This window comes from Microbacterium sp. NPDC055683 (genome assembly GCF_053617895.1).
In genome coordinates this window covers 1-24,400 of the sequence record NZ_JBSHGQ010000006.1, presented here as the reverse complement: position 1 = coordinate 24,400, position 24,400 = coordinate 1, and the positions used below count along the sequence as shown (strand labels likewise).

The 24,400-nt window shown below is 71.8% G+C and carries 26 protein-coding genes; 10 read left to right on the top strand and 16 right to left on the bottom strand.

Annotation, left to right across the window (positions count from 1 at the left end; genetic code table 11):
• Genes ACWGPF_RS03995 through ACWGPF_RS03980 form a run of 4 tightly spaced genes read right to left on the bottom strand, consistent with a single transcriptional unit; the run spans nucleotide 1 to nucleotide 2,211 of the window.
• Nucleotides 1-330 carry a CHY zinc finger protein gene (locus ACWGPF_RS03995; RefSeq protein WP_452331596.1) on the bottom strand — a complete coding sequence of 110 codons (330 nt, stop codon included), beginning with the start codon at nucleotides 328-330 and terminating at the stop codon, nucleotides 1-3.
• Nucleotides 327-920: an energy-coupling factor transporter transmembrane component T family protein gene (locus ACWGPF_RS03990; protein WP_452331595.1), complete on the bottom strand. Its 594-nt coding sequence runs from the start codon at nucleotides 918-920 to the stop codon at nucleotides 327-329. The genes ACWGPF_RS03995 and ACWGPF_RS03990 overlap by 4 nt, the downstream gene beginning before the upstream one ends.
• Nucleotides 917-1,615: an energy-coupling factor ABC transporter ATP-binding protein gene (locus tag ACWGPF_RS03985; RefSeq protein WP_452331594.1), complete on the bottom strand. Its 699-nt coding sequence runs from the start codon at nucleotides 1,613-1,615 to the stop codon at nucleotides 917-919. Before ACWGPF_RS03985 ends, ACWGPF_RS03990 begins: the two co-directional genes overlap by 4 nt.
• A gap of 8 nt (nucleotides 1,616-1,623) precedes the next feature.
• Nucleotides 1,624-2,211, bottom strand: coding sequence for a biotin transporter BioY (locus tag ACWGPF_RS03980; protein WP_452331593.1), 588 nt, complete (start codon nucleotides 2,209-2,211; stop codon nucleotides 1,624-1,626).
• 70 nt (nucleotides 2,212-2,281) lie between these two features.
• On the opposite strand from ACWGPF_RS03980, the gene ACWGPF_RS03975 reads away from it, so the two are divergent.
• Nucleotides 2,282-2,830: a TetR family transcriptional regulator gene (locus ACWGPF_RS03975; protein ID WP_452331592.1), complete on the top strand. Its 549-nt coding sequence runs from the start codon at nucleotides 2,282-2,284 to the stop codon at nucleotides 2,828-2,830.
• A gap of 3 nt (nucleotides 2,831-2,833) precedes the next feature.
• On the opposite strand, the gene ACWGPF_RS03970 is transcribed toward ACWGPF_RS03975, so the two are convergent.
• The 7 genes from ACWGPF_RS03970 to sufB all read right to left on the bottom strand — a co-directional run bounded on the left by ACWGPF_RS03970 (nucleotide 2,834) and on the right by sufB (nucleotide 9,522).
• Nucleotides 2,834-4,237 (bottom strand): MFS transporter, encoded by a 1,404-nt coding sequence (locus ACWGPF_RS03970; RefSeq protein WP_452331591.1) that lies wholly within the window; start codon nucleotides 4,235-4,237, stop codon nucleotides 2,834-2,836.
• Nucleotides 4,234-5,388 carry a MalY/PatB family protein gene (locus tag ACWGPF_RS03965; protein WP_452331590.1) on the bottom strand — a complete coding sequence of 385 codons (1,155 nt, stop codon included), beginning with the start codon at nucleotides 5,386-5,388 and terminating at the stop codon, nucleotides 4,234-4,236. The genes ACWGPF_RS03970 and ACWGPF_RS03965 overlap by 4 nt, the downstream gene beginning before the upstream one ends.
• Nucleotides 5,389-5,457: 69 nt before the next feature.
• Nucleotides 5,458-5,787, bottom strand: a complete 330-nt coding sequence (locus ACWGPF_RS03960; protein WP_345435121.1) for a metal-sulfur cluster assembly factor — start codon at nucleotides 5,785-5,787, stop codon at nucleotides 5,458-5,460.
• Between the two features lie 9 nt (nucleotides 5,788-5,796).
• Nucleotides 5,797-6,567 carry a Fe-S cluster assembly ATPase SufC gene (gene sufC, locus ACWGPF_RS03955; RefSeq protein ID WP_452331589.1) on the bottom strand — a complete coding sequence of 257 codons (771 nt, stop codon included), beginning with the start codon at nucleotides 6,565-6,567 and terminating at the stop codon, nucleotides 5,797-5,799.
• A gap of 1 nt (nucleotide 6,568) precedes the next feature.
• Nucleotides 6,569-6,895, bottom strand: a complete 327-nt coding sequence (locus tag ACWGPF_RS03950; RefSeq protein WP_452331588.1) for a non-heme iron oxygenase ferredoxin subunit — start codon at nucleotides 6,893-6,895, stop codon at nucleotides 6,569-6,571.
• Nucleotides 6,892-8,103 carry a Fe-S cluster assembly protein SufD gene (gene sufD, locus ACWGPF_RS03945; RefSeq protein ID WP_452331587.1) on the bottom strand — a complete coding sequence of 404 codons (1,212 nt, stop codon included), beginning with the start codon at nucleotides 8,101-8,103 and terminating at the stop codon, nucleotides 6,892-6,894. Before sufD ends, ACWGPF_RS03950 begins: the two co-directional genes overlap by 4 nt.
• Nucleotides 8,104-9,522, bottom strand: coding sequence for a Fe-S cluster assembly protein SufB (gene sufB, locus ACWGPF_RS03940; protein WP_345435113.1), 1,419 nt, complete (start codon nucleotides 9,520-9,522; stop codon nucleotides 8,104-8,106). It lies immediately after the preceding gene.
• Nucleotides 9,523-9,750: 228 nt separating this feature from the next.
• On the opposite strand from sufB, the gene ACWGPF_RS03935 reads away from it, so the two are divergent.
• On the top strand, nucleotides 9,751-10,833 hold the full coding sequence (locus ACWGPF_RS03935) for a COX15/CtaA family protein (protein WP_452331586.1): 1,083 nt from the start codon (nucleotides 9,751-9,753) through the stop codon (nucleotides 10,831-10,833).
• Between the two features lie 114 nt (nucleotides 10,834-10,947).
• Nucleotides 10,948-11,382 carry a dinucleotide-utilizing enzyme gene (locus ACWGPF_RS03930; RefSeq protein ID WP_452331585.1) on the top strand — a complete coding sequence of 145 codons (435 nt, stop codon included), beginning with the start codon at nucleotides 10,948-10,950 and terminating at the stop codon, nucleotides 11,380-11,382.
• A gap of 48 nt (nucleotides 11,383-11,430) precedes the next feature.
• Here ACWGPF_RS03930 and ACWGPF_RS03925 read toward each other — a convergent pair whose 3' ends face one another.
• Complete coding sequence (locus tag ACWGPF_RS03925; protein WP_452331584.1) at nucleotides 11,431-12,489, bottom strand: alpha/beta fold hydrolase; 1,059 nt, start codon at nucleotides 12,487-12,489, stop codon at nucleotides 11,431-11,433.
• Between the two features lie 35 nt (nucleotides 12,490-12,524).
• Between ACWGPF_RS03925 and ACWGPF_RS03920 the strand changes: the two genes are divergently transcribed.
• Entirely contained in the window at nucleotides 12,525-12,779 is a 255-nt protein-coding gene (locus ACWGPF_RS03920) for an AbrB/MazE/SpoVT family DNA-binding domain-containing protein (RefSeq protein ID WP_452331583.1), read from the top strand.
• A gap of 16 nt (nucleotides 12,780-12,795) precedes the next feature.
• On the opposite strand, the gene ACWGPF_RS03915 is transcribed toward ACWGPF_RS03920, so the two are convergent.
• Complete coding sequence (locus ACWGPF_RS03915; RefSeq protein WP_452331582.1) at nucleotides 12,796-14,283, bottom strand: MFS transporter; 1,488 nt, start codon at nucleotides 14,281-14,283, stop codon at nucleotides 12,796-12,798.
• Nucleotides 14,284-14,321: 38 nt separating this feature from the next.
• Nucleotides 14,322-15,254, bottom strand: a complete 933-nt coding sequence (locus tag ACWGPF_RS03910; protein WP_452331581.1) for a heme o synthase — start codon at nucleotides 15,252-15,254, stop codon at nucleotides 14,322-14,324.
• A 293-nt stretch (nucleotides 15,255-15,547) separates the two neighbouring features.
• Between ACWGPF_RS03910 and tkt the strand changes: the two genes are divergently transcribed.
• From tkt to pgl, 6 genes are read left to right on the top strand one after another with little or no spacing between them, the layout of a single operon-like run.
• Nucleotides 15,548-17,644 (top strand): transketolase, encoded by a 2,097-nt coding sequence (tkt, locus tag ACWGPF_RS03905; RefSeq protein WP_452331580.1) that lies wholly within the window; start codon nucleotides 15,548-15,550, stop codon nucleotides 17,642-17,644.
• Nucleotides 17,641-18,747 (top strand): transaldolase, encoded by a 1,107-nt coding sequence (tal, locus tag ACWGPF_RS03900; protein ID WP_452331579.1) that lies wholly within the window; start codon nucleotides 17,641-17,643, stop codon nucleotides 18,745-18,747. Before tkt ends, tal begins: the two co-directional genes overlap by 4 nt.
• Nucleotides 18,744-20,336 (top strand): glucose-6-phosphate isomerase, encoded by a 1,593-nt coding sequence (locus tag ACWGPF_RS03895; RefSeq protein ID WP_452331578.1) that lies wholly within the window; start codon nucleotides 18,744-18,746, stop codon nucleotides 20,334-20,336. Before tal ends, ACWGPF_RS03895 begins: the two co-directional genes overlap by 4 nt.
• Nucleotides 20,337-20,358: 22 nt before the next feature.
• Nucleotides 20,359-21,906, top strand: coding sequence for a glucose-6-phosphate dehydrogenase (gene zwf, locus ACWGPF_RS03890; protein WP_452331577.1), 1,548 nt, complete (start codon nucleotides 20,359-20,361; stop codon nucleotides 21,904-21,906).
• Nucleotides 21,903-22,841: a glucose-6-phosphate dehydrogenase assembly protein OpcA gene (locus tag ACWGPF_RS03885; protein WP_452331576.1), complete on the top strand. Its 939-nt coding sequence runs from the start codon at nucleotides 21,903-21,905 to the stop codon at nucleotides 22,839-22,841. Before zwf ends, ACWGPF_RS03885 begins: the two co-directional genes overlap by 4 nt.
• Nucleotides 22,841-23,614: a 6-phosphogluconolactonase gene (pgl, locus tag ACWGPF_RS03880; protein ID WP_452331575.1), complete on the top strand. Its 774-nt coding sequence runs from the start codon at nucleotides 22,841-22,843 to the stop codon at nucleotides 23,612-23,614. Before ACWGPF_RS03885 ends, pgl begins: the two co-directional genes overlap by 1 nt.
• An 80-nt stretch (nucleotides 23,615-23,694) precedes the next feature.
• Here pgl and ACWGPF_RS03875 read toward each other — a convergent pair whose 3' ends face one another.
• A complete protein-coding gene (locus ACWGPF_RS03875; RefSeq protein ID WP_452331574.1) occupies nucleotides 23,695-24,048 on the bottom strand; it encodes an RNA polymerase-binding protein RbpA in 354 nt (117 codons plus the stop codon).
• Nucleotides 24,048-24,296 (bottom strand): preprotein translocase subunit SecG, encoded by a 249-nt coding sequence (gene secG, locus ACWGPF_RS03870; protein ID WP_345435083.1) that lies wholly within the window; start codon nucleotides 24,294-24,296, stop codon nucleotides 24,048-24,050. The genes ACWGPF_RS03875 and secG overlap by 1 nt, the downstream gene beginning before the upstream one ends.
• Between the last annotated feature and the right edge of the window lie 104 nt (nucleotides 24,297-24,400).

Sequence of the window (24,400 nt, the reverse complement as noted above, 5' to 3'; positions counted from 1 at the left end):
TCAGGCGAAGTAGAGGTGGTGGTGCCGGCGGCACCCGTCGTTGAACGCGCCGCCGCACGCCCCGCAGGCGCCGGTCGTGCGGTAGTCGGCGATGGACGAGGTCGCACCGCAGCGCCCGCACAGCAGGGCGTGCTCCGCCGCGTCGCCGGCGGCCCACACCCGCGCCTCGTGCGACGCGTCGGCCTCGTGACATGCGTGGCACGGGTACCAGCGCCGGCAGCACGCGAACAGGATCGCGAGGACGTCGTCGGCGCCTGCATAGTGGGCGCAGCGCGTCTCGTCGTCCACGACGGCGCCATGGACGACGCGGCCCCCGACGACCCGTGTCACGCGATCCCCCTGGCGCTCAGCGCGTCCGCGACGTCGTCCGCGTGCCGTAGCGACATCACGAGGAGCGGAACGACGGCGCGGAAGCCCAGGCGCACACCGCGCGCGCGCTGCGCCTCCCCGATACGCCGGGCGAGGTCGGCGACGACGGGGACGAGCGCGATCGTGAGGGAGAGCGTGAACGCGACCCGCCACGGATCGACGCCGAGGCGCGCCAGCGGGCGGAGCATCCTCTCCACGACGTCGAGCAGGTCGCCCGTGCGGGTCGTGAGAGTCAGGAGCGCCGCGAGCAGGACGACCGACGCGACCCGCGCGGTGTTGACGAACGCCGGCTCGGGCCCGAGGAAGACGAGCTGGGTGACGGCCATGAAGGCGACGATCCAGCGCAGCGTCCACGCCTGGCGCAGCATCACCCGGGGCCCGAACCCGCCGAGGAGGAAGAGCACCGCCACCGCGACGAGCGTCGCCGCGGCCGTCGCGGGCGCGTGCGGCCAGAGCGAGATCCCGAGCGCGAGCACGGCGAGCACCGTCAGCTTCGCGCCGGCCGGCATCCGGTGCAGCGGGCTCGTGCCGGGGCGGTAGAGCGAGATCATGCGAACTCCGCACGATAGCGGGCGATGACCGCAGTGGGGTCGCCCGCCTCGACGAGGCGCCCGTCGGCGAAGCGGAGGACGATGTCGCAGCGCGCGGCGAGGTCGAGATCGTGGGTGGCGACGACGACCTGAGGTGCGGCGCCCCCCGTGAGCAGGTCGCCGATCCGCCTCGCGTTGCCGAGGTCGAGCAGCGTCGTCGGCTCGTCGGCGACGATCAGCGCGGGTTCGCGCACGAGGACCGATACGAGGGCGAGCAGCTGCTTCTGACCGCCCGACAGGCTGTACGCGGGCTGGTCGGCGTGCGCGGCGAGGCCGTGGCGCGCGAGCGCCTCGGCGACGCGCTCGGCGATCACGCGCTTCGCCAGCCCGCGCCCCCGCAGGGAGAGCGCGACGTCCTCCGCGACGGTCGGCATGAGGATCTGCGCGTCGGGATTCGTGAAGACGAAGCCGACCCGGTCGCGGATGGCACGGTTCCCGGGGTCGATGCCGTGGACGCGGACGCGGCCGCGCGCGATCGGCGCGAGCCCGCCGATCACCCGCGCGAAGGTCGACTTTCCCGATCCGTTGGCGCCGATGACGGCGACGCGCGCGGCGCGCGTGCGCACCGTGACGTCGTCGAGGATGGTCGTGCCGTCGGCCTCGACGCCGACAGCGTCGAGCTCGAGCTCGAACTCGGGAGCGCGCCGCCCTGTCACGGGCGACGTCAGCCGCGCGCCGCTGCGGCCGGGCGGCGCGCGCCGAAGGCGACGGGGTAGGCGCGGTGGACGGCGACCACGAGCACGGTCGCGACGGCGGCCTTGATGAGATCGCCCGGCAGGAACACGAGGCTCGAGAGGGCCGCCTCGCCGAGGGGCAGCCCCATGACGAGCGCCTGCACGGGCACGCCGACGGCGTAGATCGCGAGGATCCCCCCGACGACGCACGCGATGGCGACGCGCCACCACTGCAGGCGGCGGCCGCCCCCGTGGGCGATCAGCCCGACGACGGCGGCGCCCAGCACCCAGCCGAGCGCATAGCCCGCCGTGGGCCCGGCGAAGACGCCGAGGCCTCCGCGCCCTCCCGACAGCACGGGCAGCCCGACCGCGACGAGCACGAGCACCACGAGCACCGCCGCGGCCCCGCGGCTCCATCCGAGAACGGCGCCCGCGAGCATGACGCCGAGCGTCTGCGCCGTGATGGGCACGCCGATCGGCCCGGGAATGGGTCCCACGATGCCGAGCGCGATGATGATCGCGGCGAACACCGCGATCCGCGCGATGTCGCGCCCCTCGAAGCCTGTCGCCCGGGCCATCCTCGTCCTCCTTCATCCGAACGCCTCCTGAACAGCGTTCACCTGAACGGCGTTCAGTATACTCATGGACATGGCCGACGAGACGACGGGACGTCACGGACGGACAGGGATCGTCGATGTCGCCCTGCGGCTCCTCGACGAACACGGGCTTCCCGACCTGACGATGCGCCGTCTCGCCGCCGAGCTGGACGTCCGTCCCAGTGCGCTGTACTGGCACTTCGACAGCAAGCAGGTGCTGCTCGCCGCGGTCGCCGACCGGATCGTCGCCGAGGCGGTCGCGCCAGAGGGAGCAGCCGTCGGCGAGGTCGCCGCCGCGCTCAGGGACGCACTTCTGCGCCACCGCGACGGCGCCGAGGTCGTGCTCAGCTCGCAGGCGCTCTCGCTCGGCGCCGACGAGGCGAGGCGGCGCATCGCGGCGGCGCTGCCCGCCGACGTCGGAGCCGCCGGCGCCGCCGCGCTCCTCCCCTTCGTCCTCGGCCACGCCTCGATCGTGCAGCAGCGTCTGCAGGCGGCGCGGATGGGCGTGCTCGACACCCCTCCCGATGTCATCGCCGCCGAGGCGGAAGCCGACTTCGCGGCGGGCCTGCGGATCGTCCTCGCGGGGCTGGGCGTCGGCTGACGATCAGAGCTCGCGTGCGTGGCCGAGGCGCAGGCCGGGCACGAGCGCCGCGAGCGCGAGCGCGAGTCCGATCGCGAAGACGGCCGTGAACGCCCCGCCCGCGCCCGCGAGCGCCGTGAACGCGAGCCCCATCACGGCCATGGTCGCCGACGCTCCCACCGAGTCGCTGATCTGGAGCGCGGCGGAGTTGAAGCCCTGGTTGCGCTCGGACGAGTAGGCGAGGGTCAGCACCGTGAGCCGCGGGTAGACGAGGCCCATCCCGAGGCCCGCGAAGCCCCAGCAGACGATCGGCACCCACGCCGGCAGGCCGAACGCCGCGGTCGCGGTGCAGGCCACGAGCGCGACGGCGAGGAGGGCGGCCCCCGCCGTCGCGATGCGGCGGTTGCCGAGCCGGTCGCCGAACCGGCCGGACAGCTCGGCGGCCGCCGCCCACGTGAGCGCGGCTGCCGTGAGACCGGCACCCGCCGTCGTGGGAGAGAAGCCGTAGTCCGCCTGGAGCAGGTAGGGCACGTAGATCTCGGCGCCGAAGAGCGCTCCGGCGATGAGCCCGCGCATGACGATGACGCTCGGAAGCCCCCGCGCGAGGCGGACGACCCCTCTCGGGAGGAGCGGCAGGATCGCGACCGCGACGACGGCGAGCGACGCGCCCGCGGCGATCCACCCGAGAGCCCCGTCGATCTCGCCCGCGAGCGCGAGGGCGAGCGCCGCCGCCGCCACGACGACGGCGAGCACGAGCCGCCGTCCCACGCCTCCCACGCGCACGGGCTCCCCCGACGTCCCGAGGCCTCGCAGGCGCGGGGCGATGAGCGCGAAGGCGGCGACCGTGCACGCGGCGATGCCGCCGAAGACCCAGCGCCAGTGCAGGTACTCGGCGACGGCGCCGGCGAGCAGGGGGCCGATGAGCGATGGGACGATCCACGCCGCCGAGAACGCCGCCATCACGCGGCCCTGGAGGTGGGCCGGGTACACGCGGGCGACGACGACGTAGAGGGAGACGACCTGCCCGCCCGAGCCGAGCCCCATGATGAGACGGCCGAGCACGAGCGTCGGCATGTCGGCGGCGACCGCGTCGATGACGAGGCCGGCGACGAAGAACGCGCCCGCCGTGACGAGCGGCGCGGCGGGGCCGGTGCGGTCGCTCCAGGCCCCGGCCGCGACCATCCCGATGACGGCGGCGGCGAACGTGCCAGAGAACGCGACGGCGTAGAGCGACTGCCCGTCGAGATCGGCGGCCACGACGGGCATGACGGTCGTCACGGCCAGCGACTGCAGGGCGGCCAGGAAGATGAGCGCGACCGCGCCCACCGTCGTGAGGAGGTACGGGTGCCCCCAGACCCCGCGGCCGGCCGTCGGAGCGTGCGAGATGGGGACCGGGCCGGACGCGGCGCGGGGATCGACTCCGCTCACGCTGCGGCGATCCGGCCGATGCGCTGCACCGCCTCGGTGAGGATCTCCGGCCCGGTTCCGTAGTTGATGCGCGCGAACCCGCGCCCCTCGGCGCCGAACGACGGGCCGGGGTTGAGGGCGACGCGCGTCTCCTTGAGGATGCGGCGGGCGGGGTCGTCCCCCCAGCCGAGCGCCGTGAAGTCGACCCAGCCGAGGAAGCCCGCGGCTCCCGGCAGGTAGCGCGCGCCCGGCACGTGCGCGGCGAGCAGCTCGGCCAGGAGGTGCCGGTTGAGGTCGAGGCGTGCGACGAGGCCGTCGAGCCAGTCGTCGCCGTCGTCGTACGCCGCGATGCCGGCGACGATGCCGAAGAGGCCCGTGCGCCACTCCACCTCCCACGGCATGCCGTCGACGAGGCGCTGCGTGGCGGGCGAGGCCGTCACGAACTGCGCGGCCTTCAAGCCCGCGAGGTTGAAGGTCTTGCTGGGGCTCGTCACGACGATGCCCACGGCCTCGGCCTCCGGCGCGGCCGTGAGGAAGGGGGTGAACACGGCATCGGGCATCGTGAGCGGCGCGTGGATCTCGTCGCTCACGACGTAGCCGCCGTGGCGCTCGGCGATGCGGGCGAGCTCAGCGAGATCGTCGCGCGCGTGCACCGTCGCCGTCGGATTGTGCGGATTGCAGAGCAGGATCGCCTTCGCCCCCGCCGCGAACGCGCGGTCGATGCCGTCGAGGTCGAGGCGCCATCCCTCGTCCGAGCGGAGCAGCGGCACCTCGACGTTCGTCGTGCGGGTCTCGTCGCGGACGTCGAGGAAGGGAGGATAGACGGGCGGCGTGACGATGACGCCGTCCCCCGGCTCCGCGACCGCACGCACGGCCTCGGCGACGCCCATCATGACGTCGCACGTCGTGCGGATGCGCGCGGGGTCGACCTGCCAGCCGTGGCGTCGCTCCGCGAAGCGCGCGTAGGCGTCGGGGTAGGCCGTCTTCGGCGGGACGTAGCCGGTGTCCCCGCGGTCGACGGCGGCGTGCAGGGCCTCCGTGATGGCGGGCGCCAGGGCGAAGTCGGTCTCCGCCACGAAGAGCGGCAGCACGTCGTCGGGGTACTTGGCCCACTTCGTGCTCGTCCTCGTTCGGAGCTGGTCGAGGGGCAGGGCGTCGAGCGGCGTGGTCACCTCCCGAGCCTATCCGCCGGACGCGCCGACGGCCCGGAGCGGGTGGCTCCGGGCCGTCTCAGGGCGTCATCAGATCGCGAAGCCGAGGGCCCGCATCATGTCGCGCCCGTCGTCGGTGATGCGCTCGGGCCCCCACGGGGGCATCCACACCCAGTTGATGCGGAAGCGCTCGACGACGCCGTCCAGCGACTGCGCCGTCTGCTCCTCGAGCACGTCGGTGAGCGGGCAGCCCGCGCTCGTCAGCGTCATGTGGATGACGAGCGCGTCGTTCTCGTCGTCCCAGGCGAGATCGTAGATGAGGCCGAGGTCGACGACGTTGACGCCGAGCTCGGGGTCCATGACGTCCTTGAGCGCCTCGGTGACCTCGTCGTACTTCTCGGGTGTGAGGGTCGCGGTCATGATGCGACCCTACGCCTCGATCGGCTCGCCGGGAGCGAAGTAGCGGTCGTAGCCCTCGTTCTCGAGGCGCTCGGCCAGCTCGGGGCCGCCTTCTTCGACGACCTGGCCCTTGACCATGACGTGCACGTAGTCGGGCGTGATGTAGCGCAGGATGCGCGTGTAGTGCGTGATGAGGAGGACGCCGAGACCGGTGTTCTCCTTCGCGCGGTTCACGCCCTCCGACACGATCTTCAGCGCGTCGACGTCGAGGCCGGAGTCGGTCTCGTCGAGGATCGCGAGCTGCGGCTTCAGCAGCTCGAGCTGGAGGATCTCGTGGCGCTTCTTCTCGCCGCCCGAGAAGCCCTCGTTGACGTTGCGCTGGGCGAACTTGTCGTCCATGCGCAGGTTCTTCATGCCCTCCTTGACCTCCTTGGTCCAGGAGCGCAGCGCCGGCGCCTCGCCGTCGATCGCGGTCTTCGCGGTGCGCAGGAAGTTCGTCACCGTCACGCCGGGGATCTCGACGGGGTACTGCATCGCGAGGAAGAGACCCGCACGCGCGCGCTCGTCGACCGACATCTCGAGGACGTCCTCGCCGTCGAGCGTGATCGAGCCGCCCGTCACGGTGTACTTGGGGTGACCGGCGATCGTCGACGCGAGCGTCGACTTGCCCGAGCCGTTGGGGCCCATGATGGCGTGGGTCTCGCCCGTCTTCACCGTCAGGTTCACGCCGTTGAGGATGGGCGTCGTACCCTCATCGGTCTCGACCGTCACGTGCAGGTCGCGGATCTCGAGGACTGCCATTTCAGATTTCCTTCTTCACATTCGGGTCGATGAGCACGTCGTCGCCGTCGATCTCGACGACGTAGACGGGGACGGGCTCGTAAGCGGGGAGGTTCAGGGGCTTGCCGGTGCGCAGCGAGAACGCCGAGCCGTGGGCCCAGCACTCCAGGCTGTCGCCCTCGACGAAGCCCTCCGACAGCGAGATGTCGCCGTGCGTGCAGACGTCGCCGATCGCGTGCACCTCGTCGTCCGCGTCGCGGACCACGGCGATCGCGACGCCGTCCACGACGACGCGCAGCGCGGTGTCCTGCTCGAGGTCGCTCAGCGCGCACACGCGGGTGGCCGTCATGCCGACGCCCCCTGGGCGAGCTCCTGCTCGATGGCGGCGACGAGCTCGTCCTGCAGATCGCCCGCGTCGATCTTCTGCGCGATCTCGTTGAGGAAGCCGAGCACGACGAGACGGCGCGCCTCGGCGTCGCTGATGCCGCGCGCCTGCAGGTAGAACAGCTGCTCGTCGTCGAAGCGCCCCGTCGCCGAGGCGTGACCGGCGCCCTTGATGTCGCCCGTCTGGATCTCGAGGTTCGGGATCGAGTCGGCACGTGCGCCGTTCGTGAGGATGAGGTTGCGGTTGGCCTCGTAGGAGTCGGTGCCGGTGGCGTCAGGGCCGATCAGCACGTCGCCGATCCACACGGCGCGCGCCGTGTCGCCCTGCAGCGCGCTCTTGTAGAGCACGTCGCCCGTCGTCTCGGGGCCCTTGTGGAAGAGGTACACCTGGCTCTCGAGGTGCTGGCCGTCGTCGGCGAACGACAGCCCGTAGACCTCGCCGTTCGCGCCCGCGCCCGCGAGCTCGACGGTCGGGTTCACTCGCACGACGCCGCCGCCGAAGCTCACCACGATGTGCCGGAGCGACGCGGAGCGGTCGACGCGCGCCTGGTGCGCCGCGACGTGGACGGCGGAGTCGTCCCACTGCTGCACCGAGACGACCGTGAGCTGCGCGCCGTCGCGGACGAGGATCTCGACGTCCTGCGCGTACTGGGCGGACCCGCTGTGCCGCAGCACGACGGTCGCCTTGGAGTGCTCGAGTGCCTCGATCACGATGTGGGCGTCGGCGCGACGGGCGGCGCCCTGACCCTCGATCGCCACGACGATCGGCTCGGCGACCTCCTCCTCGCGCGGCACGCGGATGTGCAGCGCCTCGGCCGCGCCCTGCCAGGCGACGGCTGCGGGCAGGTCCTCGGGGGCGAAGAACTCGCCTCGCGGCGCCGTGCCCGGGGAGAGCGGCGCGGCGGCGTAGGCCTCGCCCGACGAGAAGGCGTAGGAGACCCCGTCGTTCTGATCCGCGACGGCGAACAGCGACGACACCCGCTCGACCGGCGTGTGCTTCCAGTTCACCTCGCGACCCGTCGGCACGCCGAAGTCGGCGGGCTCGTACGAGCGCAGCCGCTCCGAACGGGTCTGGATGGGGACGCCCGCGTCGTCGCGGAGGGCCGCGGCGGGGTCGACGTGAGCGTGCTGATCCTGCGCCGTCTGCTCCGGCGCCTGCGTCGAGGCCGTCATCTAGCCGACCGATCCTTCCATGCCCATCTCGATGAGCTTGTTGAGCTCGAGGGCGTACTCCATGGGCAGTTCGCGGGCGATCGGCTCGATGAAGCCGCGCACGATCATGGCCATGGCCTCGTCCTCGGGGAGTCCGCGGCTCATGAGGTAGAAGAGCTGCTCCTCGCTCACCTTCGACACCGTGGCCTCGTGGCCCAGCTGCACGTCATCGACCCGGATGTCGATCGCCGGGTAGGTGTCGCTGCGCGAGATCGTGTCGACGAGGAGAGCATCGCAGCGCACCGTGTTGGCCGAATGGTGCGCGTTCGCGTCGACACGCACCTCGCCGCGGTAGCCTGCGCGGCCGCCGCCGCGCGCGATCGACTTCGAGACGATCGACGACTGCGTGTACGGCGCCATGTGGATCATCTTCGCGCCGGCGTCCTGGTGCTGGCCCGGCCCCGCGAACGCGACGGACAGGGTCTCGCCCTTGGCGTGCTCGCCCATGAGGAAGATCGACGGGTACTTCATCGTCACCTTGGAGCCGATGTTGCCGTCGATCCACTCCATCGTCGCGCCCTCGTGGGCGACGGCACGCTTGGTGACGAGGTTGTAGACGTTGTTCGACCAGTTCTGGATCGTCGTGTAGCGCACGCGGGCGTTCTTCTTCACGATGATCTCGACGACAGCCGAGTGGAGCGAGTCGCTCTTGTAGATGGGCGCCGTGCAGCCCTCGATGTAGTGGACGTAGGAGTCCTCGTCGGCGATGATCAGCGTCCGCTCGAACTGGCCCATGTTCTCGGTGTTGATGCGGAAGTAGGCCTGCAGCGGGATCTCGACGTGCACGCCCTTGGGCACGTAGACGAACGACCCTCCCGACCAGACGGCCGTGTTGAGCGCGGCGAACTTGTTGTCGCCCGCCGGGATGACGGTGCCGAAGTACTCCTCGAAGAACTCGGGGTGCTCGCGCAGGGCGGTGTCGGTGTCCATGAAGATGACGCCCTGCGCCTCCAGGTCCTCGCGGATCTGGTGGTACACGACCTCCGACTCGTACTGCGCCGCGACGCCCGCGACGAGACGCTGGCGCTCCGCTTCGGGGATGCCGAGGCGCTCGTACGTGTTCTTGATGTCCTCCGGAAGCTCCTCCCACGTCTGGGCCTGCTTCTCGGTGGAGCGCACGAAGTACTTGATGTTGTCGAAGTCGATGTCGCTGAGGTCGGCGCCCCACGTCGGCATCGGCTTGCGGCCGAAGAGCTGAAGCCCCTTCAGCCGGGTCTTGAGCATCCACTCGGGCTCGCTCTTGAGCGCGGAGATGTCGCGCACGACGGCCTCGTTGAGGCCGCGCTTCGCGCTCGCTCCCGCGGCGTCGGCGTCGTGCCAGCCGAACTCGTACACCCCCAGACCTTCGAGCTCTGGGCGGTCGATCAGAACATCCGACATCTCACACTCTCCTCGTCGGGTCCTCGCGGTGTCATCCGCTCCGGCATGCCGTCGCCCGTCGAGTGACCGGGTGTGGATGCCGCTGTGGGGCCCTCATCACGACGCGATCATCGCGCCTAAACTGTTGGTGATGCATCCCGCGCTCTCGCGCGCATCGCAACGATCCCGATTCTACAGGTTCCCCCGACATCCGGGCCGCCCGGATGCCGCATGCGAGCCGGAGGACCCATGTCCCGCAGTACCATCGCGCCCGCTCCCGCCCCCGACCGCGCCCTCGTCTTCGGCCGACCGCTCCGCGTGCTCGCGTGGCTGTCGTTCCTCGCCGAGGTCATCATCATCGGAACCGGGGGCGCCGTCCGCCTGACGGGCTCGGGTCTCGGGTGCACCGAGTGGCCGCTGTGCACCCCGGAGTCGCTCGTGCCGCTGCCCGAGCAGGGCTTCCACGGGATCGTCGAGTTCGGCAACCGCACCATGACGGGCGTCGTCGGCGTGCTCGCGCTGGCGGTGCTGTTCCTGACCCTCGCGGCCGTCGCCGGGCGGGCGCAGGTGCTGCGCGCCGTGTGGTTCGCCCTGGCCGGCATCGTCGCGGGTGCCGTCGCGTTCGCCGCGACGGCGGCCGCCGGCCTGGGCGCGTTCGCGTTCTCGGCCGCCCTGCTGGCCTCCGTCGTCGCGGCGGCCGTCGACTCCGTGCGGCGCGCTCCGCGCCGACGCGATCTCGTCGTGCTCGCCTGGCTCGTGCTCGCGGGCGTCATGGCGCAGGCGGTCGTGGGCGGGCTCGCCGTGCTGACCGACCTGAACGCGTTCGTCGTCGGCTTCCACTACACGTCGTCGCTGCTGCTCGTCTGCGTCACCGCCGCCTACCTCGAGCGCCTGCGCGCGCCGGAGGGCCCCCGCGAGCGCGCCGTCCCGCGAGGAGTGGCCGTCCTCACGCACGTGACGGGGCTCGCGCTGGCGGCCACCATCTTCCTCGGGGTGCTCACGACGGGGTCCGGCCCCCACTCCGGCGACGACGACATCGTCCGCACCGGCTTCGACGCGACCGTCCTCGCGCACGTCCACTCGTGGCCGGGCTACATCCTGCTCGCGCTCGTCGTCGCGCTCCTCGCCGTCGCGTGGGCGAGGTCGCTCCCGACGCGGACCTGGATGCTCGTCCTCCTGCTCGCGATCGGCGTGCAGATCGTCGTCGGCGTCATCCAGGCGCGCACGGGGCTGCCGGAGCTGCTCGTGGGCACGCACATGGTGCTGGCCGCCCTGTCGGCGGCGACCTACACGGTGGTCGTGCTGCGGCTGAAGCGGCCCGTCGCGGGCTGACGGGGAACGGGTCTCCGTTCACAGGCGGCGCATAGCGGGCGCATCGACGGCGCCAGGGACCGGCACCCAGGGTGGGACGGGCGTGCCGAGACGCGGCGCGCCCAGAGGAGGAACATGTCCCGCCCCCACCGTCTCAGCCGCAGCGTCGCCTACTGGGCGCTCGTCTTCGCATCCGTGCTCTCGCTCGCGGGCGGCGTCGCCCTGTCGCTGCCGCGCATCGGCACCATGGAGGAGATGCTGCTCGCCGGAACCGCCACCGGCGTCGAGGTGTACGTCGGCCAGGCGTGGATCACGCTCGCGGCCGGCCTCGTCGGCGCCGGCGCGCTCGGCATCATCCTCGCGCTCGCCCTCGCGGCGGCGAAGACCCTCGTGTCCTCTCGCCCCGTCGTCGTCGAGCAGATCGACTGGGAGGCCGATGACGCCGAGCCCCATGACGTCGCGGAGGAGGACGACACCGCACAGACCGACGCCGACGTGCGGAAGGACGACGCCGACGAGTTCGCCGACGACTTCCGCGACGCGCGGTCGGAGAGCTCCGCGTCGCGCTGATCCCGCGGGAGCGGCCGCGCCGCCCGCTCGTCGTCTCGGCGACGGGCGTCAGCGGCCATCCGGCAGCGATCGGATGAGCGCCGCGAAGGATCGCGGATCCTCGTCGTGGACGGTGTGGCCGGTGTCGACGCGCACGACACGGCCGTGGCGCAGCGCGGCCCCCGCCCGTGCCGCGTCGTCATCGGTCATCGCGCCCTCCAGGATCCCGTCCGCGGTGACCCTCCAGTTGGCGTGGACGAGCAGCGCGGGGCGATCGACCGCCTCGACGGCCGCCTGCTGGTCGAATCCGGCCTGCCACGTGCCCCGGTAGAACGCGTCGGCGAAGCGGGGGTCGAACTCGTGCATGTGCGCGAACGCCTTGTTGACGGACGGCGGCAGGAACCAGATCCTCAGCGGGCGGTCGGGATGCCGCCGGCGGCGCTTCCGCGCGAAGCGGGCGATGCCGCCGGCGCCACGGCCGAAGTGGCGGATCCAGGCGTTGTGCTCGGCGTACCAGGCCGCGAAGTCGCCGCGGCCTCCCTCCGCGAGGAACGCGTGCGCGGGCGCCGCGAGATCGACGTAGTTGAATTGCCGGGGCATCCGCTCGACCTCGGTGGAGAACAGCGGCGGGTCCTCGAGGAGGACGGACGCGACCCGGTCCGGCGCATGGGCGGCGATCCAGAGGGCGACGAGGCCGCCCGACGAGTGGCCGGAGAGGATGACCGGCGCGCCGATGACGGCGTCGATGAACGCCACGAGATCGGTGCCGATCTCCTCGGCGGAGTAGCGCCCCGGGGTGCGGCTGGACGATCCGTGCCCCACGACGTCGACGGCGAGCACGTGGTGATCCCGCGACAGATCGGGCAGCACGGGCGCATAGCTCTCCCACGCCGATGCTTGCCCGTGCACGAGGAGAACGGGGGCGCCGTTCGCGGGACCCTCGGCGTACGAGATCACCGCCCCGCTCGGCAGCGCACGCTGGCGCTCGACGAATCCGCACGCGGCGACCTTCGAGCGTGCGCGGTCCGCGTACGTGAGGTTGTTCCAGGCGTAGCCGCCCACCGCGGCCGCCACGACGGCGACCGCTCCCAGGGCGATGAGCGCGACGAGCACGGCGACCTCCTCCATGTTCTACATGTTTCAACATGTATAACATGGAGTCCATGAGCACAGACACCCCCACCGCATCCGGGGCGCCCGCACGGCGGTTCTACGGATCCGTCACCGTCGGAGAGCGCGGGCAGATCGCCATCCCCGCACAGGCACGTCGGGATCACGGATTCGAGCCCGGTCAGAAGCTCATCGTGCTCGGGAACGAGGACGGCGTGGCGCTCATGAGCGCGGAGCGCCTGCTCGCCCTCCTCGACGACTCATCGGCCCTCGCCGCGCTCGTCGCGTCCGCGCGCGCGGACGGCTGACCGCCATCGGCCCGGGTCAGGCCTCAGCGGCCCCTGCCCGGTCCGCGCGGCGACGGCTGCTGAGGTCGACGAGCGACACCGCGAGCGCGACGGCGACGAAGAGCGCCACGGCGACGAGCCCCATGGCGTACGCATCGTGGTAGACGTCGAGCGCGGGCTTCTGCCTCTCCTCGCGGAAGATCGTGGAGTAGAACAGCGACAGGCCGACGGCCGTTCCGATCGCGGTTCCGATGCGCTGGCCGAGCTGGCCGATCGATCCCGCCAGGCCGCCCTGGGCGGGCGGGATCTCGGCGAGCGTGAGGGTCTGGTTCGGCGAGATGACGAGCCCTCCGCCGAAACCGCCGACGGCCATGATCGCCGCCATCGCCCACGGCGTCGCCTCCGCGGGCAGGAGCAGCGCGGCGACGGCGAGGCCGACGACGGTCGCGAGCACGAGGACGAGCCCGGACACGACGACCGGACGCCCGTAGCGCCCGACCAGCTGCCCGCCGAGCCATGACGAGACCGCGCTCGCGAGCGCGAAGCCGATCGAGACCATCCCCGCATGGAGAGCCGACACGCCGAGACCCGTCTGCAGGAACAGGGTCGTGAGCAGGAAGAGCGCGGGGAGCCCCGTGAAGTACGCCGCCATGAGGGTCGTCCCGTTGCGGAACGAGGACACGCGGAACAGGTGCAGGCTGATGAGCGGCGACCCGCCTGCCCGCTCGTACCGTCGCTCCCACGCGACGAAGGCGCCCGCGAACACGACGAAGACGACGAGCGTCCACCAGCGCTCCGGTGCATCCGTCGATGCGCCCGTGGTGAACAGGAACGGCAGCATGAGAGCGACGACGGCGACCGCGAACAGGAGGATGCCGACCGGGTCGAGCGAGAGCGGCCGGTCGTCGGGCCGGCGCACCTCGGGCAGGAGCACCACGACGAGCAGCAGCGCGATGCCGAACAGCGGCACGTTCATCCAGAAGATGCCGCGCCATCCGTCGCTCTCGCCGCCGAGGGCGATCAGGAGACCGCCGATGGTCGGCCCGAACGCCGTCGCGAGGCCGATCATGGCCCCGAAGAGGCCGAACGCGCGACCGCGCTCCCTGCCCGTGAAGAGCTGCTGGATCGTCCCCATCACCTGCGGCATCTGGATGCCCGCCGCGACGCCCTGCACGAGTCGCGCGGCCAGGAGGATCCAGATGTTCCCCGCGAGCGCGCAGGCCGCGCTCGACAGCGTGAACAGCGCCAGGCCGACGATGAGAAGCGCCTTGCGCGATCGCTGATCGCCGAGCCGCCCCATCGGGACCAGCACGAGGCCGAAGGCGAGGATGTACCCCGACACGACGAGCTGGAGCTCGGTGGAGCCGGCGCCGAAGGCCGCCTCGATGGACGGCAGCGCGACGTTGACCTTCGAGATGTCGAGGATCGTCAACCCCGACACGCTCACGCAGACCCAGAACGCCTGCCACCTCCGCGCGTCGGAGAGGGGGATGGATCGGGTGGGCGGCTGCGCGGAGTTCGACATCGCTCTGAACGCTACTCCCCTGCGACGCGAGGACGCGGTCAGAAGGGCAGCAGCGGGTCGATCGCGACGGCGACGAAGACGAGCGTGAGGTACGTGATGGAGGCGTGGAACACGCGCATGGGGCGCGGGCGCGCATCGCCGTCGAGCTCGAGGACCGTGCGGGCGTAGAGACGGTGCGACTCGTAGATGAACCAGCCCCCGAACACGACGGCCGACACGGAGTAGACGAGCCCCATCCCCGCGACGGGGATCAGGAGGAGCGAGCACGCCACGGTGGCCCACGCGTAGAGGATGATCTGGAGCCCGACCTGCGAGCCGGAGCGCGTCGCGCCGAGCATCGGGACGTCGGTGTTCTCGTAGTCGTCCGCGTACTTGATCGACAGCGGCCAGTAGTGGGGCGGCGTCCAGAGGAACACCAGCGCGAACAGGATGAACGCCGACCAGGAGAGCGAGTCCGTCACGGCCGCCCATCCGATGAGCACCGGGAAGCAGCCCGCGATGCCGCCCCAGACGATGTTCTGCTCGGTGCGCCGCTTGAGCACGATGGTGTAGATGACGACGTAGAAGAAGATCGCACCGGCCGACAGCGCCGCCGTGAGCAGGTTCGTCGTGAGGAGGAACCACACGGTCGACACGACCGCCAGCGTCCAGGCGAACACGAGCGCGTTGCGCGGCGGGATCTCGCCCGTCACGATCGGGCGGTTCTCCGTGCGGGCCATGTGGGCGTCGATGTCGCGGTCGATGTACATGTTGAACGCGGCGGCCGACCCGGCGCTCAGCGATCCGCCGACGACGGTCGCGAGGACGAGCAGCGGGTCGGGCAGCCCGTCTGCGGCGAGGAACATCACGGGAACGGTGGAGACGAGCAGGAGCTCGAGCACACGCGGCTTCGTGAGGGCGACGTACGCCTTGATCTTCCGCGCGAGCCTCTGACGGGAGCCCCGCTCGGAATCGACGATCGTCGTGGACATGCGCACACGTCTCCCCTCGGCCGGCACAGACACACCCGATTCTATGGCATCGTCCACCCCGGTCCCGCGCGCTCACACGCCGGCGCCCGCCGCGGTGAGATCCCCGACACCCTCGCGTCACAGTGGTCTGCCACACTCGCGGCAACCGGTCGTCACAGACCGGCACGCCCCTCTCGCCGCAGGGCTATGCTGGGGCCAGAAACGCGCGCCCGAGCGCCGTCTGCCGTGTCCGCCCTGATGTGGCGGCGCAGACCGGGTACCGGGCGCACAACCCCACCACGAAAGGCGGTCCGGTGTCGGAACTGCGTTGGGATGAGATCGATCGGCGCGCTGTGGACACGGCCCGCCTGCTGGCAGCGGATGCCGTGGAGAAGGTCGGCAACGGCCACCCCGGCACGGCGATGAGCCTCGCGCCGGCGGCGTACCTGCTGTACCAGCGGGTCCTGCGTCACGACCCGGCCGACACGCACTGGGCGGGCCGCGACCGGTTCATCCTGTCGGCCGGCCACTCCTCGCTGACCCAGTACGTCCAGCTCTACCTCGGAGGCTTCGGCCTCGAGCTCGACGACCTGAAGTCGCTGCGCACGTGGGGCTCGCTCACGCCGGGCCACCCCGAGTACGGCCACACGAAGGGCGTCGAGATCACGACGGGCCCGCTGGGCCAGGGCCTCGCCTCGTCGGTGGGCTTCGCCTACGCGGCGCGCTACGAGCGCGGCCTGTTCGACCCCGAGGCGCCGGCCGGCCAGTCGCCGTTCGACCACTACGTGTACGTGGTCGCGGGCGACGGCGACCTGCAGGAGGGCGTCACGAGCGAGGCCGGCTCCCTCGCCGGCCACCAGCAGCTGGGCAACCTCATCGCGATCTACGACTCGAACCAGATCTCGATCGAGGACGACACCAACGTCGCCTTCACGGAGGACGTCGCCGCGCGCTACGAGGCGTACGGGTGGCAGGTCCAGGTCGTCGACTGGAAGAAGACCGGGGACTACGTCGAGGACGTCGCGGAGCTGTTCGCGGCGATCGAGGCGGCGAAGGCGGAGACCTCGAAGCCCTCGCTCATCATCCTCAAGACGATCATCGGCTACCCCTCGCCGGGCAAGCAGAACTCCGGCAAGATCCACGGCGCGAAGCTCGGCGGCGAGGAGCTCGCCGCGACGAAGACGGTGCTCGGGTTCGACCCCGAGGCGCACTTCGCGGTCGCGGACGACGTCATCGCCCACACCCGCTCGCTCGCCGAGCGCGGCGCGGCCGCACACGCCGAGTGGCAGAAGTCGTTCGACGCCTGGGCCGAGGCGAACCCCGAGCGCAAGGCGCTGTGGGACCGCCTCCAGGACGGCACGCTCCCCGAGGGCATCGAGAGCGCGCTGCCGGTGTTCGAGGCGGGCAAGGACGTCTCCACCCGCGCGGCGTCCGGCCAGGTCATCAACGCCCTGGCCGCGGAGCTCCCCGAGCTGTGGGGCGGCTCGGCCGACCTCGCGGAGTCGAACCTCACCACCATCAAGGACGCGAAGTCGTTCATCCCCGCGGAGTGGTCCACCCACGAGTGGTCGGGCTCGCCCTACGGCCGGGTCCTGCACTTCGGCATCCGCGAGCACGCCATGGGCGCCATCCTCAACGGCATCGTGCTGCACGGGCCGACGCGCGCGTTCGGCGGCACGTTCCTCATCTTCAGCGACTACATGCGCCCGCCCGTGCGACTCGCGGCGCTCATGAACGTCCCGAGCATCTTCGTCTGGACGCACGACTCCGTCGCCCTCGGCGAGGACGGCCCCACGCATCAGCCGATCGAGCAGCTCGCGACGCTGCGCCTCATCCCGAACCTCGCCGTCGTCCGCCCCGCGGACGCCAACGAGACCGCGGCGGCGTGGCTCGAGATCCTCCGCCGCCAGGAGGGACCGGCGGGAATCGCCCTGACGCGTCAGAACATCCCCGTCTTCGCGCGCGGCGAGGGCGAGGCCTCCGGCGACGTCTTCGCGTCGGCGGCGAACACGGCCAAGGGCGCCTACGTCCTCGCCGAGGCGCCGAACGGCACGCCCGACGTCATCCTCATCGCCACCGGCTCCGAGGTGCAGCTCGCCGTCGAGGCGCGCGAGCGCCTCGCCGCGGAGGGCGTGAACGCGCGCGTCGTGTCCGCACCGTCGCTGGAGTGGTTCGCCGAGCAGTCGGACGAGTACCGCGAGAGTGTGCTGCCGGCCGGCGTCACGGCGCGCGTCTCGGTCGAGGCCGGAGCCACGGGCCTGTGGAAGGGCATCGTCGGCTCCACGGGCCGCACCGTCGGCATCGACCACTTCGGCGCGTCCGCCGACTACCAGACCCTGTTCCGCGAGTTCGGCATCACGACGGACGCCGTCGTCGAGGCCGCACGCGAGACCCTCAAGGAGAACGCATGACCTCCCCCACCGCAGCCCTCTCGGCCGCCGGCGTCAGCATCTGGCTCGACGACCTCTCCCGCACCCGCATCACGTCGGGCAACCTCGCCGACCTCATCGCGAACCGCGACGTCGTGGGCGTGACGACGAACCCGTCGATCTTCCAGGCGGCCATCACGGCGGGCGTCGGCTACGAGGACGCCCTCGCCGCCCAGGCCGCGGCCGGCGCGTCCGTCGACGAGGCGATCTTCGCCATCACGACGACCGACGTCCGCGACGCGAGCGACATCTTCCGTCCGCTCTACGACGCCACGAAGGGCGTCGACGGCCGCGTCTCGATCGAGGTCTCCCCCGACCTCGCGCACGACACGGAGGGCACCATCGCGCAGGCGAAGGAGCTCCACGCCGCGGTCGACCGCGAGAACGTCCTCATCAAGATCCCCGCCACGAAGGCGGGCCTGCCCGCCATCACGGCGGCGATCGCGGCGGGCATCTCCGTCAACGTCACGCTCATCTTCAGCCTCGAGCGCTACGCCGAGGTCATCGACGCCTACCTCGCGGGCCTCGAGCAGGCGAAGGCGGCCGGCCTCGACCTCTCCGGCATCCACTCCGTGGCGTCGTTCTTCGTCTCGCGCGTCGACACCGAGATCGACAAGCGCCTGGCGGCGATCGGCACCGACGAGGCGCTCGCGCTGACGTCGAAGGCCGGCGTCGCCAACGCCCGCCTCGCCTACGAGCTGTTCGAGCAGAAGTTCGCCGAGGAGGGCGCGAAGGCCCTCGTCGCCGCAGGCGCCAACGTGCAGCGTCCGCTGTGGGCGTCGACCGGCGTCAAGGACCCGTCGCTCCCCGACACGCTGTACGTCACGGAGCTCGTCGCGGCCGGCGTGGTCAACACCATGCCGGAGAAGACGCTCGAGGCCACGTTCGACCACGGCGTCGTCACGGGCGACACCATCACGGGCGCCTACGCCGACGCGCACGCGGTCGTCGACGGGCTCGCCGCGGTCGGCGTCGACTTCGCCGACGTCACGCAGCTGCTCGAGGACGAGGGCGTCGAGAAGTTCATCGCCTCCTGGCACGACCTCCAGAACACGGTGAAGGCCGCCCTGGAGTCCGCCCAGTGACATTCGCCATCCGCCTGTCCGGCGCGACGAGGGCGGCCGTTCACGACGTCGTCGCCGGCCTCGCGGCCGATCTCGTCGCGTCGGGCATCACGAACGAGGACCCCACGCTGTGGGGTCCCGATGCGGAGGCGGAGGCCGCGCGTCGCCTGGGCTGGGTCCAGGCCGTGACGACCTCCCGTCCGCTCGTGGCCGAGATCCTCGCCCTGCGCGAGGATCTCGGGGCGCTCGGCGTGGACCGCATCGTGCTCGCGGGCATGGGCGGCTCCTCGCTCGCGCCGGAGGTCATCGCGCGGGCCTCGGGCGTGGAGCTCGTGGTGCTCGACGCCACGGCACCCGGCCAGGTGCTCGCGGCACTCGACGGGGGAATCGAGCGCACGGCGCTCGTGGTGTCGTCGAAGTCGGGATCGACGGTGGAGACCGATGCCCAGCGGCGCGCGTTCGAGGCGGCGTTCCGCGACCTCGGCATCGACCCCGCCGCGCGCATCGTCGTCGTCACCGATCCCGGATCCCCGCTGGACGCATCCGCCGCGGAGGCCGGGTACCGCGTGTTCCACGCCGACCCCGAGGTGGGAGGCCGCTTCTCCGCCCTCACGGCGTTCGGGCTCGTGCCGGCCGGCCTCGCCGGCGCCGACATCGCCCGCCTGCTCGACGAGGCGGAGGCCGTCATGCTCGACGTCGCGATCGACTCGCCGTCGAACCCCGCGCTCGTCCTCGCGGCCGCGATCTCGCAGCCCGGGCGCGACAAGCTCGGGCTCGTCGACGATGCCGACCCCGCGACGGGCCTTCCCGACTGGATCGAGCAGCTGGTCGCGGAGTCCACCGGCAAGGACGGCCGAGGCATCCTGCCCGTCGTCCTGCTGCCCGTCTCACCGGAGGTGGAGCAGGTCCCCGACGATCTGCAGGTCGTCCGGATCGTCGACGACGTCGACGACGTGCCCCACCACCCGGACGGCGAGGTGCTCATCGCGGGCGACCTCGGCGCGCAGCTGCTCGTGTGGGAGTACGCCGTCGCGATCGCCGGGCGCCTGCTCGGCATCGATCCGTTCGATCAGCCAGACGTGGAGGCGGCCAAGGCCGCCGCTCGCGGCCTGCTCGACGCGCGCCCCGCGCCGGCGGCGCCCGCCTTCACGGAGGACGGCGTCGAGGTCCGTGTCAGCGATCCGGCGCTCGCGTCCTCCGGGACGATCGCGGGCGTGCTCGACGCGCTGTGGTCGCGCGTTCCCTCCGAGGGGTACGTCGCCATCCACGCCTACGTCGACCGCACGACGTCGCCGCAGCTCGCGGGTCTCCGCGAGCTCGTCGCGGCCGACTCGGGTCGCCCGACGACCTTCGGATGGGGCCCGCGCTTCCTCCACTCCACGGGCCAGTACCACAAGGGCGGTCCCACGAACGGCGTGTTCCTGCAGATCACCGAGCGCACCCCGGTCGATCTCGAGATCCCCGGCCGCCCCTTCACCTTCGGCCAGCTCGTCGAGGCGCAGGCGGGCGGCGACGCCCAGGTCCTCGCCGCGGCCGGCCGCCCCGTCGTCACGCTCACACTCACCGATCCCCAGACCGAGGTCCTCTCGCTGTTCTCCGCAGCGCAGTAGGCCAGGAGGAGTCCCCCATTCCATGACCGTCCAGATCTCGCGCGGCCAGAATCCGCTGCGCGACGCCGACGACCGTCGCCTGAACCGGATCGCGGGGCCCAGCGCCCTCGTGATCTTCGGCGTGACGGGCGACCTGTCCCGCAAGAAGCTCATGCCCGCGGTGTACGACCTCGCCAACCGCGGCCTCCTGCCGCCCGGCTTCGCGCTCGTCGGCTTCGCGCGCCGCGATTGGGAGAACGAGGACTTCGCCCAGGTGGTGCAGGACGCCGTCAAGCAGCACGCGCGGACGGAGTACCGCGAGGAGACCTGGCAGCAGCTCGCGCAGGGCATCCGCTTCGTGCAGGGCGCCTTCGACGACCCCGCGGCGTTCCGCCGCCTGCGCGAGACGGTCGACACCCTCGACGTCGAGCGCGGCACGATGGGCAACCACGCGTTCTACCTGTCGATCCCGCCGAAGTCGTTCCCCGTCGTCGCGCAGCAGCTGCTCGAATCGGGCCTCGTCGACGACAAGCCGGACGACACCCGGTGGCGCCGCGTCGTCATCGAGAAGCCGTTCGGGCACGACCTCGAGTCGGCGCGCGAGCTGAACGACGCCCTCGAGGCCGCGTTCCCCGCCGACTCGATCTTCCGCATCGACCACTACCTCGGCAAGGAGACGGTCCAGAACATCCTGGCACTGCGCTTCGCGAACGAGCTCTACGAGCCGATCTGGAACCGCAACTACGTCGACCACGTGCAGATCACGATGGCCGAGGACATCGGCGTGTCGGGTCGCGCGGGCTACTACGACGGCGTCGGCGCGGCGCGCGACGTCATCCAGAACCACCTGCTCCAGCTGCTCGCGCTCACGGCCATGGAGGAGCCCATCAGCCTCTCCGCCGAGCACCTGCGCGCCGAGAAGGAGAAGGTCCTCGCCGCCGTGACGCTTCCGGCCGACCTCTCCACGGCGACCGCACGCGGCCAGTACGCGGGCGGATGGCAGGGCGGCAAGAAGGTCACCGGCTTCCTCGAGGAGGACGGGATGAGCCCCGAGTCGCGCACGGAGACGTACGCGGCCATCAAGCTCGACATCAACACCCGCCGGTGGGCGGGCGTGCCGTTCTACGTGCGCACGGGCAAGCGGCTCGGCCGCCGCGTGACGGAGATCGCCGTCGTGTTCAAGCGCGCCCCCGAGCACCTGTTCTCGCGCGGCCAGACGAGCGAGCTCGGCCAGAACGCGCTCGTCATCCGCGTGCAGCCCGACGAGGGCGTGACGCTGCGGTTCGGGTCGAAGGTCCCGGGCGCCGGCACGAACGTGCGCGACGTCACGATGGACTTCGGGTACGGCCACGCGTTCACGGAGGCGAGCCCCGAGGCGTACGAGCGGCTCATCCTCGACGTGCTCCTCGGCGACCCGCCCCTCTTCCCCCGCCACGAGGAGGTGGAGCTGTCCTGGCGCATCCTCGACCCTGTCGAGGAGTACTGGGCGTCGCTCGACGAGCCCCTCGAGCAGTACGACTCCGGTTCGTGGGGCCCGGCTTCGGCCGACGCGCTCCTCGCCCGCGACGGCCGCGTTTGGAGGCGCCCGTGATCATCGACCTTCCCGACACCAGCGTCAGCGAGGTCGCCAAGCGCCTCGTCTCCGTGCGCGAGGAGGGCGGCGCGGTCGCCCTCGGCCGCGTGCTCACGCTCATCATCAAGTCGAAGCGCACGCTCGATGAGGCGGTCATCGACGCCGCCAACGACGCCTCGCGCGAGCACCCCATGCGGGTCATCGTGCTCGTGACGGACTCGCGCGGGGAGGCGAAGCTCGACGCCGAGATCCGCGTGGGCGGAGACGCCGGCGCGAGCGAGGTCGTCGTGCTGCGCGCCTTCGGCCCCGCAGCGAGCAACGAGGAGACCCTCATCACGGGCCTCCTCCTCCCCGACGCGCCCGTCGTCGTGTGGTGGCCGGACGAGCCCCCGGCCCGCCCCGGCAAGGACGCGCTCGGACGCATCGCGCAGCGGCGCATCACCGACACCTCCACGGCCCCCTACGCGCCCGACCGGCTGCGCCAGCTCGACCTCGTCTACACGCCCGGCGACACCGACCTCGCCTGGACGCGCCTCACGCGCTGGCGCGAGCAGCTCGCCGCCGTCCTCGACCAGCCGCCGTTCGAGCCCGTCACGGGCGTCGAGGTGCGCGGAGCATCGACCTCGCCGTCGACGGCCCTGCTCGCCGCCTGGCTGGGCATGGCGCTCGAGGTCCCCGTCGAGTGGTCCTACGAGTCGCCCGACACGTGGGCGCACGGCATCCACTCCGTCGTGCTGAAGCGCGCGGACGGCGACATCGTGCTCGAGCGCCACAGCGCAACGCACGCGACGCTGACGCAGCCCGGCCAGCCCGACCACGTGCTGCTGCTGCCCCGCCGTTCGCTCCGCGAGTGCATCGCCGAGGAGCTCCGGCGGCTCGACCCCGACCTCCTCTACGGCCGTGTGCTCACGGACGGCTGGGAGCGTCTCGGTCCGCCCGCCGAGGAGGCGTGATGTCCGACGCCGACACGCGCGTCGTCGTCCAGCCCGACAAGGCGGAGCTGGCAGCGCACGTCGCCAATCGCTTCGTCGGGCTGCTCGCGCAGCTCACGCAGGAGCAGCGTCCCGTGCACGTGTCGCTCACAGGCGGCTCGATGGGGGCGGCCGTGCTGTCGGGAGTGACCGGCCATCCGTGGCGCGACAACATCGACTGGTCGCTCGTCCACGTGTGGTGGAGCGACGAGCGGTTCGTGCCGCGTGCCGACGCCGAGCGCAACGCCGGGCAGGCGCGCGGCGCCCTCCTCGACGCCATCGCCATCCCGGCCGGGAACGTGCACGAGCCGGCCGGATCGGACGACGGCGTGTCGCTGGACGAGGCGGCCGGCTCCTACGCCGAGGAGCTGGCGCGCTTCGCCCAGGCGGACGGGACCCCCTACCCCGTCTTCGACGTGTGCTTCCTCGGCGTCGGCCCGGACGGGCACATCGCCTCGCTCTTCCCCGACCGGTCGGAGGTCGGCGTCGTCGACGCGGTCGTGCTGCCGGTGCGCGACTCCCCCAAGCCCCCGCCGGAGCGCGTCACCTTCACGCGGCCCGTCATCAACGCCTCGACGCGCGTCTGGATGGTCCTCGCAGGGGCCGACAAGGCGGCAGCGCTCGGTCTCGTGATGGCGGGAGCGAGCTTCGCCTCGGTGCCCGCCGCGGGAGCGTACGGCACGGAGCAGACGATCGTCTTCACCGACGCCGCCGCGGCGGCCGAGGTGCCGGAGGACCTCATCGACCCCGACTGAGCTCCGCGCGCGCAGCGCGCCGATCCTGGTGACAGCAAGAAGGCCCCGATCCGCGGATCGGGGCCTTCTTCGCGCGGTCTCTACTGCCCGCGCTTCTCGCGGAGCTTCTGGAGCGCCTCGCCGAGGAGCTCCTCCGCCTCGTCTTCCGTCCGACGCTCCTTCACGTAGGCGAGGTGCGTCTTGTACGGCTCGTTGCGGGAGGCCTCCGGCGGGTTCTCCTTGTCGCGCCCGGCAGGGAGCCCGGAGTGCGGGTGGTCGATGAGATCGGGGATCTCCTCCTCGGGGATGCCGGCCGCGTAGTACCGGACGGCCTCGTTCCCGAGCGCGTCCCAGTACGACACCGCGAGGCGGTCGGCGTGGTGCCCGTGGTCCTGCTCGCCCATGGGGCCGGAGCCGACGCGGGTGCCGCGGATCGCGGACGATCCCGTCGCCATCAGATGACCTGGAACTTCGTGATGAGCCCGAGCCCGACGATCGAGAGGAACCACACCAGCGCGAGGATGATCGTGAGGTAGTTCAGATTGCGCTCCGCGAGGCCCGACGAGCCGACGGCCTGCGACATCCCGCCGCCGAACATGTCGGACAGGCCGCCGCCGCGCCCCTTGTGCAGGAGGATGAGCAGCGTCAGGAGGAGGCTGGTGACCCCCAGGAGGACCTGGAGGACGAACTGCAGTACTTCCACGGAGAGCCTTTCGTGCGATCCGGCGCGTCGCACGCACCGGGGTCCAGTATAGGGCGGCGCGCGTGCGGCCCGGTGACCCGGGCGGCACGCGCGTCACACGCCGT

Coding starts and splice junctions, on each gene's coding strand:
- sufC (WP_452331589.1), bottom strand. CDS start 6,567: ATGGCAGTCCTCGAGATCCGCGACCTGCACGTGACGGTCGAGACCGAT.
- sufB (WP_345435113.1), bottom strand. CDS start 9,522: ATGTCGGATGTTCTGATCGACCGCCCAGAGCTCGAAGGTCTGGGGGTG.
- ACWGPF_RS03950 (WP_452331588.1), bottom strand. CDS start 6,895: ATGACGGCCACCCGCGTGTGCGCGCTGAGCGACCTCGAGCAGGACACC.
- ACWGPF_RS03930 (WP_452331585.1), top strand. CDS start 10,948: ATGTCCCGCCCCCACCGTCTCAGCCGCAGCGTCGCCTACTGGGCGCTC.
- tal (WP_452331579.1), top strand. CDS start 17,641: ATGACCTCCCCCACCGCAGCCCTCTCGGCCGCCGGCGTCAGCATCTGG.
- sufD (WP_452331587.1), bottom strand. CDS start 8,103: ATGACGGCCTCGACGCAGGCGCCGGAGCAGACGGCGCAGGATCAGCAC.
- ACWGPF_RS03960 (WP_345435121.1), bottom strand. CDS start 5,787: ATGACCGCGACCCTCACACCCGAGAAGTACGACGAGGTCACCGAGGCG.
- ACWGPF_RS03990 (WP_452331595.1), bottom strand. CDS start 920: ATGATCTCGCTCTACCGCCCCGGCACGAGCCCGCTGCACCGGATGCCG.
- ACWGPF_RS03925 (WP_452331584.1), bottom strand. CDS start 12,489: ATGGAGGAGGTCGCCGTGCTCGTCGCGCTCATCGCCCTGGGAGCGGTC.
- ACWGPF_RS03910 (WP_452331581.1), bottom strand. CDS start 15,254: ATGTCCACGACGATCGTCGATTCCGAGCGGGGCTCCCGTCAGAGGCTC.
- ACWGPF_RS03875 (WP_452331574.1), bottom strand. CDS start 24,048: ATGGCGACGGGATCGTCCGCGATCCGCGGCACCCGCGTCGGCTCCGGC.
- pgl (WP_452331575.1), top strand. CDS start 22,841: ATGTCCGACGCCGACACGCGCGTCGTCGTCCAGCCCGACAAGGCGGAG.
- ACWGPF_RS03980 (WP_452331593.1), bottom strand. CDS start 2,211: ATGGCCCGGGCGACAGGCTTCGAGGGGCGCGACATCGCGCGGATCGCG.
- zwf (WP_452331577.1), top strand. CDS start 20,359: ATGACCGTCCAGATCTCGCGCGGCCAGAATCCGCTGCGCGACGCCGAC.
- ACWGPF_RS03920 (WP_452331583.1), top strand. CDS start 12,525: ATGAGCACAGACACCCCCACCGCATCCGGGGCGCCCGCACGGCGGTTC.
- ACWGPF_RS03915 (WP_452331582.1), bottom strand. CDS start 14,283: ATGTCGAACTCCGCGCAGCCGCCCACCCGATCCATCCCCCTCTCCGAC.
- ACWGPF_RS03935 (WP_452331586.1), top strand. CDS start 9,751: ATGTCCCGCAGTACCATCGCGCCCGCTCCCGCCCCCGACCGCGCCCTC.
- ACWGPF_RS03975 (WP_452331592.1), top strand. CDS start 2,282: ATGGCCGACGAGACGACGGGACGTCACGGACGGACAGGGATCGTCGAT.